6 protein-coding genes are annotated in these 8605 nt (G+C 73.0%); 5 read left to right on the forward strand and 1 reads right to left on the reverse strand.

Annotated features, from left to right (window positions below):
- The first annotated feature begins 1 nt into the window (after position 1).
- Positions 2-1345: an MFS transporter gene (locus tag ACIOJD_RS15895; protein WP_401913326.1), complete on the forward strand. Its 1344-nt coding sequence runs from the start codon at positions 2-4 to the stop codon at positions 1343-1345.
- Positions 1342-2208, forward strand: coding sequence for a putative hydro-lyase (locus tag ACIOJD_RS15900; protein ID WP_401913329.1), 867 nt, complete (start codon positions 1342-1344; stop codon positions 2206-2208). Before ACIOJD_RS15895 ends, ACIOJD_RS15900 begins: the two co-directional genes overlap by 4 nt.
- 133 nt (positions 2209-2341) lie before the next feature.
- Here the strand turns inward: ACIOJD_RS15900 and ACIOJD_RS15905 are convergent, their stop codons facing one another.
- Entirely contained in the window at positions 2342-3961 is a 1620-nt protein-coding gene (locus ACIOJD_RS15905; RefSeq protein WP_401913332.1) for a PucR family transcriptional regulator, read from the reverse strand.
- Between the two features lie 556 nt (positions 3962-4517).
- On the opposite strand from ACIOJD_RS15905, the gene ACIOJD_RS15910 reads away from it, so the two are divergent.
- From ACIOJD_RS15910 to ACIOJD_RS15920, 3 genes are all read left to right on the forward strand, one after another.
- Positions 4518-5777 (forward strand): aspartate aminotransferase family protein, encoded by a 1260-nt coding sequence (locus ACIOJD_RS15910; RefSeq protein ID WP_401913335.1) that lies wholly within the window; start codon positions 4518-4520, stop codon positions 5775-5777.
- A 249-nt stretch (positions 5778-6026) separates the two neighbouring features.
- Complete coding sequence (locus ACIOJD_RS15915; protein WP_401913337.1) at positions 6027-7502, forward strand: NAD-dependent succinate-semialdehyde dehydrogenase; 1476 nt, start codon at positions 6027-6029, stop codon at positions 7500-7502.
- A complete protein-coding gene (locus ACIOJD_RS15920) occupies positions 7495-8472 on the forward strand; it encodes a D-2-hydroxyacid dehydrogenase (protein ID WP_401913339.1) in 978 nt (325 codons plus the stop codon). The genes ACIOJD_RS15915 and ACIOJD_RS15920 overlap by 8 nt, the downstream gene beginning before the upstream one ends.
- The last annotated feature ends 133 nt before the right edge of the window (positions 8473-8605 follow it).

The following is an 8605-nucleotide window of genomic DNA, read 5'->3' on the forward strand; positions in this document are numbered from 1 at the left end:
CATGACGAGCGTACCAACGGCTTCCACCGGCACCGCGAACGCGGCGACCGGCACAAACACCACGACGAGCCCGGCCGACGACGCGCGCCGGCCGCGCAGGGCGGCACTGGCCGCGGCCGCCGGCACCGCCATCGAGTACTACGAGTTCGGCGTCTACAGCTACCTGGCCGTCATCATCGGGCCGCACTTCTTCCCCGGCGACGACCCCACCGCCGCCCTGCTGGCCACCCTGGCGGTGTTCGGCAGCGCGTTCCTGATGCGGCCGCTCGGCGGCATCGTCCTCGGCAGGCTCGGCGACCGGGTCGGCCGTAAACCGGTACTGATCCTCACGGTGGTGGGAATGGGCAGTGCCACCGCGGCCGTCGGGCTGCTGCCCACGGCCGGCACCATCGGTGTGGCCGCGCCCGTGGCGCTGCTGCTCGTACGGCTGGCGCAAGGGTTCTTCGCGGGCGGTGAGGTGACCGGTTCGGCCACGTATCTCGCCGAGTCGGCGCCGCACGGCAAGCGGGGATTCTTCGGGGCCTTCACGCCCGTCGGCGTGGCCGTCGGCGGGGGAGCGGCGGCGCTGGTGGCGGGCATCACCACGACCGTACTGAGCGAGAGCCAACTCGAAGCCTACGGCTGGCGCATCCCCTTCCTGCTGTCGCTTCCCCTGGTCGCCCTCGCACTGTTCGCCCGTAAGCGCCTGGAGGACTCCGAGAGCTTCCTCGCGACGAAGAAGGAGCAGGCCACGGCCAAGGCGCCGCTGACCGAGGTACTCACCCGCTACCGCGGTCCGGTGGTGAAGGTGACCCTGCTGGCCATCGGGTCCAACTGCGGCTACTGGGTCGGCCTGATCTTCATGAACATCTACCTGACCACCGATCTCGGCTACCCCAAGTCCTCCACCTTCTGGATCATGGGCGGCATCAGCCTGTTCGTGGCGTGTCTGATGCCGTTCTGCGGAGCGCTCTCCGACCGATGGGGGCGGAAGAGGCTCATCACCATCGGCTTCGCCGGGTACGCGGTCCTGGTCGTCCCCGCCATGCTGGTCATGGGCCTCGGGAGCTTCCCGCTCGCGGTCGCGGCCATGGTCGTACTGGCCCTGCCGATGCCGATCGTCCAGTCGGTCACATATCCGACCTACGCCGAGATGTTCCCCACCAGGGTGCGGTACACGGGGCTTTCGTTCAGCTTCAACATCGGCACCATCGTCGGTGGTGGCCTGAGCCCCTACCTGGCCACCTGGCTCATCTCCGCCACCGGCAACCTGCTCGCCCCGGGCTTCCTGCTGATGGTGGCCGTGGTCATCGCCCTGCTGACGCTGCGCACCGTCAAGGAATCCAGCCAGGAGGCACTCGCGTGACGGCCCTGGAGCTGCGCGGGCCGCGGTCCACCGGGGACGAGCCGTCCCCGCGATCCCCGTCGTCGCCGCGATCCGTGCCGTCCACCCCGGCCGCTCTGCGCGCCCTCGCGGCCGACGGCCGGTGGACGGAGCCCACGGCCGGCCTCCTCGACGGCTATCAGCAGGCCAATCTCGTGATCGTCCCCCAGGACCTCGCGTTCGACTTCCTGCTGTACTGCACCCGCAACCCGAAGCCGTGCCCCGTCATCGCCGTCACCGAACCCGGAGACCCGACGGTGCGCCTCGGCGAGACGGTGGCGGATCTCCGTACGGACCTGCCCCGCTACCGGGTGTGGCGCGACGGCGAACCGACCGACGAGCCGCACGACATCACCGCGTACTGGCGCGAGGACGCGGTCGGCTTCCTGCTGGGATGCAGCCACACCTTCGAGGGGCCGCTGCGCGCGGCGGGCGTCCCCGTGCGCTACGCCGAGGAGTCCGCGGCGCCGCCGGTATACGTCACGAACGTGCCGACACGGCCCGCGGGGCGACTGGCCGGGCCCCTGGTGGTCAGCATGCGGGCGATCCCCGCCCGGCTGGTGCCGCGCGCCGTCGAGATCACCTCCCGCTACCCGGCCGGGCACGGCGCGCCGGTGCACATCGGCGATCCGGCGGCGCTGGGAATCACCGATCTCGCACGGCCGGACTTCGGACCGTCCCCGGTCGTCGAACCCGGTGACGTGCCGGTGTTCTGGGCCTGCGGAGTGACCCCGCAGCTGGTGCTGCCGCCGGTGAAGGCCGAGTACGTGATCACGCACTATCCCGGCCACATGTTCGTGTTCGACCACACCGTCGACGCCGGACCGGCGGGAGACGAGGGGTGAGCGCTCCGTAGCCCGTCCGGCGAGGTGCCCCGTCGGGCGGGCGGCGGCGCGCTCGGCGCCTCGGCCGCCTCGCCGCCGTACACACGCCGCCCGGTGGCCCGTCGTCGGTGGCCGGTGGCCCGTCGCGCTGCGTTCAGCGCTCGGGCTCCGATTCCGCCAGGACGTCGAGGGCGGTGATGGCCACATGCAACTCGGCGCGCTCCGCCCCGGATTCCAGATCGCATCCCAGCAGCCGCTCGATCGTGTGCAGCCGGTGGTAGAACGCCTGCCGTGACAGCCCGGCGTGCTTGGCCGCGATCGACTTGTTGCCGGCGGCGCCGAGATAGCTGCGCAGCGTGGCCAGCATGCCGCCGGAGTGCCGCTCGTCGTACTCGACGAGACGGCCGAGCCGCTGTTCCGTGTACCGCTGGACACGGGTGTCGTCGCGCAGCGCGTAGAGCAGCTCCGGCAGCCCGATGTCGGCGGGCGTGTAGAAGGCCCGCCTCGGCGTGCCGGGACCGATGGCGTCCGCCACCTGCCCCGCCTCGCCGAACGACCGTGCCACCTGGTCCAGTCCGTCGACCCCCGGGCCGACCGACACGACCGCTCGCGCTCCCCCCTCGCCGAGTTCCTCCGACAGGATCCGGCCGATCCCCTCCACAACCGGCTGCCAGGCACTGGCACGCGCCAGCGCCAGCAGGACCCCGGTCCGCCCCGGCGCCAGCCGGCCGACCAGCGCCCGGGTCCCGGAGTTGCGCAGCTCGGCGGCGATCCGTTCGTCCAGGGCCGCGAGGTGCGAGGCGTCGCGGGAGACCGCTCCCCGGTACGCGACCAGCACACCGATGAGGCGATGGCCGACCGTCGGCAGTCCCAGGGCCTCGGTGCGGATACGGGCCTCGGTCTGGCTGCGGTAGCGCCCCTCCACCAGGCCGAGCAGCGCGGAGCGGTGGGCCTGCCGGTCCCACGCGGTGTCACCGGTCAGCCTGGCCAGGGTCAGGGCGGTCGCGGCCCGCCGCAGCACCATCGTGGGCTCGGGCCCGGTCACCGGACCGGCCACGTCGGGCAGCATGATCAGCCGGCCCCAGCGCCGGCCCTGTTCCTCGACCGGCGCCACCAGCCAGCCCCCGGGCCCGCTGCCGCCGGCCCGGTCCGGCGTCGGGGTGGCGCGCGACCGGCGGTCCCACGCCTCGAGGAGGCTGCCCTCGCGGCGGCTCGCCCCGCAGCAGATCACCACGTGGTGCACTAGGTTCTCCAGGATCACGGGGCGGCCGATCAGATCGGCGGCGGCCTGCACGAGCTCCACCGCGTCGGCCCGGCGCAGCGTCAGCGCCGTGAAGATCTCGTACACGTCCTGGGAGCGGCGCAGCAACTCGCCCTGGGCGTCCAGGATCAGCGCGTGGACGGTCTGGGTGACCTCGATGAACCGGATGCCCCGGGACAGCACGATCAGTGGCAGGTCGCGGGCCCGGCAGGCCGCCACGAGCTGCGCCGGTGCCCGCTGATACCGGCGGCCCAGCTCGACGACCAGCCCCGCCGCGCCCACGTCGGCCAGCTGGTCGACGTACCCGCGCAGCCGGGCGGGATCGCTCGGCTGCGGCATGCCGGTGGTCAGCACCAGCTCGCCGCCTTCGAGGAACGAGGCGGGGTCGAGGAGTTCGGTGACATGCACCCAGCGGACGGCGCGGTCCAGTTGGTCCTCCCCGGCCTCGACCCGGGGCAGGCCGGCCGCGATGACGGGAAGCCGCAGTACGTCGGCGACCGAGAGGAACGGCATGTGGGCAGGCTCCCGAAGATCGTCGGGACGATCGGACCGCACAGACCGGCCGGTCCGTGCGGTCCGATCGGTCTGACTCTTGCGATCACTCTGGCAAGCGATCGCGTGGGGCGCAAGGGCGTAATGGTGCTGCTCAGGCGCGTCCCGTACCGCGTCCCGTACCGCACCCAGGAGCCCAGGGCCGTGTGCGCGGCCGCGTCAGGGCCGCCGCGCGATGAGATCGGCGACGGTGGCGATGGGCGAGGTACGGGTCCTGCCCCGGCCTCGTGGCGGTCCGCCAGCCGGTGGGCGACATACAGTCCGCGCACCCCGAGCCAGCGGAACGGCTCCGGCTCCCAGGTGCCGGGCGACGGTGCTGCGTCGCACGCCACCTGGTGGACACTCTGTCCGGTCAGGGGCCCTTCCGGAACCGGCCCGGTCCCGGAAGGGCCCCTGACCGGACAGAGTGTCCAGACCCCGCCCACGGCGAGAACAGACTGACCCTTGCCCTCCACCGCCCCCGCCCGTCACGGTGAGAGTGATCGGTCCGTAGCGCCTCACGCGTGGGAGAGCCCTGATGACTGCTTTGTCCGAGCATCTGCGCCAAGCGACCCCCGTCGTCGCCGAACGCGGCGAAGGCGTCCATCTGTACGGGGTGGACGGCCGCCGGTATCTGGACTTCACCGCCGGTATCGGGGTGACCAGCACCGGTCACTGCCACCCCAAGGTGGTGGCCGCGGCGCAGGAGCAGGTGGCGACGCTCATCCACGGGCAGTACACCACCGTCATGCACCAGCCCCTCCAGCGGCTGGTCGACTCCCTCGGCCAGGTGCTCCCCGAAGGACTGGACAGCCTGTTCTTCGCCAACTCCGGCAGTGAGGCGGTCGAGGCCGCGGTACGCCTCGCCCGGCACGCCACCGGCCGCCCCAACATCGTCGTCTGCCAGGGCGGCTTCCACGGCCGAACCGTCGCGGCGGCCTCGATGACCACCTCGGGCACCAAGGTGCGCACCGGTTTCGGCCCACTCATGGGCGGCGTCGTCATCACCCCCTTCCCGAACGCCTTCCACTACGGCTGGGACGAGGAGACCGCGACCCGCTTCGCGCTGCGCGAGTTCGACCAGCTCCTCCAGACCGTCTCCGACCCCGACGACACGGCCGCGATCATCGTGGAACCGGTCCTCGGCGAGGGCGGTTACGTCCCCGCCAACACGGCCTTCCTCACCGGGCTGCGGGAACGGGCCGACCGGCACGGCATCCTGCTGATCCTCGACGAGGTCCAGACCGGCGTCGGCCGCACCGGCCGGTTCTGGGGCCATGACCACTTCGGCGTGCGCCCCGACATCCTGGTCACCGCCAAGGGCCTGGCCAGCGGCTTCCCGCTGTCCGGCATCGCCGCTTCCGCGGAGCTGATGCACAAGGCCCGCCCCGGCTCCCAGGGCGGTACGTACGGGGGCAACGCCGTCGCCTGCGCCGCCGCCGTCGCCACCCTGGAAGTCGTCAGGGAGGAGGGCCTGGTCGCCAATGCCGCGGCCATGGGCGCGAGGCTGCGCTCGGGCCTGGAGGACGTCGCGGCCAAGACCCCGGCCATCGGCGACGTTCGCGGCCTCGGTCTCATGCTGGCCAGCGAGTTCGTCACGGAGGACGGCGAACCCGACGCGGCCACGGCGCTCCGCGTCCAGCAGGCCGCCGCCGACGAGGGCCTGCTCCTGCTGCTCTGCGGCCCGTGGGGCAATGTCGTGCGGATGATCCCGGCGCTGATCGTCGACGAGACCGCCATCGACGACGGGCTGCGTGCCTGGTCGGCGGCGGTGCGCACGGGAACCGGCGCGGCCTGAGCGCCCCCGGCCGGCGGCTCGGGCCGCCGGCCGGAACGGCTCACCGCGCGGCACCTCACCGCGCGGCACCTCACCGCGCGGCACCTCAACTTCATCGCACCCCGCCGCCGACCCGGCGCGGCGCACCCGTACAACGCGCCGGACAGTACGCCGTACCGCACGCCGTGCCGCACGCCGGACTTCGCGCCGTGCGCCCGCCGCAGAGCCGGCCCGCATCCTCGATCCGAACCCGCCGGGAGGCATCCGCCCATGAGCACCACCGAGACCACCGTGCTGACCGACGTCCCCCAGCAGCTGTTCATCGCGGGCAAGTGGCAGGACGCGGAGTCCGGCCGGACCCTGGCCGTGGACAATCCGGCCACCGGCGAGGTCCTGTGCGAGGTCGCCGACGCCTCTCCCGCCGACGGCCGGCTCGCGCTGGACGCGGCCGTCGCCGCCCAGCCCGGCTGGGCGGCCACCGCGCCGCGCGAGCGCAGCGAGATCCTGCGCCGGGCGTACGAGATCATCCTGGACCGGACCGAAGAGCTCGCCCTGCTCATGACGCTGGAGATGGGCAAGCCACTGGCCGAGGCGCGGGGCGAGGTCCGTTACGCGGCCGAGTTCTTCCGCTGGTTCTCCGAGGAGGCCGTACGCATCGACGGCGGCCTGTCCACCACCCCCGACGGCGCCAACCGCATCCTGGTCATGCGCCAGCCCGTCGGTCCCTGCATGCTGATCACCCCGTGGAACTTCCCGCTGGCGATGGGCACCCGCAAGATCGGCCCCGCCGTCGCGGCGGGCTGCACCATGGTCCTCAAACCGGCCCCGCAGACCCCGCTGTCCAGCCTCGCGCTCACCGGGATCCTGACCGAGGCGGGGCTGCCGCCCGGGGTGCTCAACGTCGTTCCCACCTCGGACGCGGCCGGGGTCGTCGAGCCCCTGCTGCGCGGCGGACAGATCCGTAAACTCTCCTTCACCGGCTCCACGCAGGTCGGCCGGATCCTCCTCGCCCAGTGCGCGGACACCGTCGTACGCACCTCGATGGAACTGGGCGGCAACGCCCCCTTCATCGTCTTCGACGACGCCGACCTCGATGCCGCGCTCGACGGCGCGATGGTCGCCAAGATGCGCAACATGGGCGAGGCGTGCACCGCCGCCAACCGGATGTTCGTCCACCGCTCGGTCGCCGGGGAGTTCGCGGGCCGCCTCGCCGAACGGATGGGCGCCCTCAGCGTGGGCCCCGGCACCGAACCGGGCACCGACGTCGGGCCGTTGATCGACGCCACCGGCCGGGGCAAGGCCGACGCGCTCGTGCACGACGCCGTGGGGCGCGGCGCCAAGGTCCTGATCGGCGGCGAGACCCCCGAGGGCCCCGGCCACTTCTACCCGCCCACCGTGCTGACCGACGTGCGGGCCGACTCGGAACTGATGCGCACCGAGATCTTCGGACCGGTCGCGGCCATCATCCCCTTCGACGACGAGGACGAGGTGCTGGCCGCCGCCAACGACACCGAATGGGGCCTGGTCGGCTACCTGTTCACCCGCGACCTGGACCGGGCACTGCGGGTCGGCGAGCGGCTGGAGACCGGCATGGTCGGCGTCAACACCGGCCTCGTCTCCAACCCCGCCGCGCCGTTCGGCGGTGTCAAGCAGTCCGGGCTCGGCCGGGAGGGGGGACGGGTCGGCATCGAGGAGTTCCTGGAGTACAAGTACCTCGCCATCCCATACGGCGGCAGCCGTGGCTAGCCGTCTGGTCATCCTGCACAAGAACCACCTGCCGGCCAACAGCCGGCGGATCGAAGCGCTCGCCGAGACGGTGTACGCGACGGAGGAGGAACTGCCGCTCTTCCTCCCCGGCGCCGACGCGCTCCTCGCCTGGTGGCCGCTCACCGAAGCGGTCGCCGACGCCTGGCCCGACGACCCGGCGAAGGCGCCCCGGTGGGTGCATGTGGCCGCCGCCGGCGTGGAACCGTTCCTCTTCCCCGCCCTGGTCGACAACCCGGACGTCGTCCTCACCAACTCGCGCGGTGTGTACGACCAGCCGATCGCCGAATACGTCCTGGGCCTGATACTCGCCCTGGCCAAGGACCTGCCCGGCACCTGGGAGCACCAGCGGCGCCACGAATGGCGGCCGCGCGACAGCGAACGCGTCGGCGGCCGGACCGTCCTGGTCTGGGGCACCGGGCCGATCGGCCGGGCCGTCGCCCGGCTGCTGCGCGCGGTCGGCATGCGCGTGCGCGGCGCGGGACGCGAATCGTCCGCGGACGACCCGGACTTCGGTACGGTGCACGGCCCCGGCACTCTCCGTACGGCCCTGGCCGACGCGGACTACGTGGTGCTGGCCGCGCCCCTCACCCCGGCGACCCGGGGCATGGTCGACGCGTCCGTGCTGGCGGCGATGAAGCCGGGCGCCCGGCTGGTCAACGTCGGGCGCGGGCCGCTGGTGGACGAGGAGGCGCTCGTCGCCCAGCTCGCCGAGGGGCGGCTGGCGGGTGCCGCCCTGGACGTCTTCGCCCAGGAACCGCTGCCCGTCGGCTCCCCGCTGTGGGACCTGCCCGGTGTCATCGTCTCCCCGCACACCGCCGGTGAGGTGACCACCTGGCGCACCGACCTGGCCGACCTGTTCCTCGACAACCTGATCCGCAGAACCGAGGGCCGGCCGCTGCGCAACGTGGTCGACAAGAGCCACGGATACGTCACGGACCGCCCGGCGTGAGCGGGCACCCGCCGTGGGGGGGGGGGGGGGGCCCCGGGGGGCCCGGGGGGGGGGGGGCGGGCCGGGGGGGGGGGGGGGCGGCCAGGGAAACGCAAGGGGCCCCCCGAGTAAAACCGCACACACCCCAAAAGAG

It is taken from the genome of Streptomyces sp. NPDC088116 (genome assembly GCF_044741745.1).
Lineage (GTDB): Bacteria > Actinomycetota > Actinomycetes > Streptomycetales > Streptomycetaceae > Streptomyces.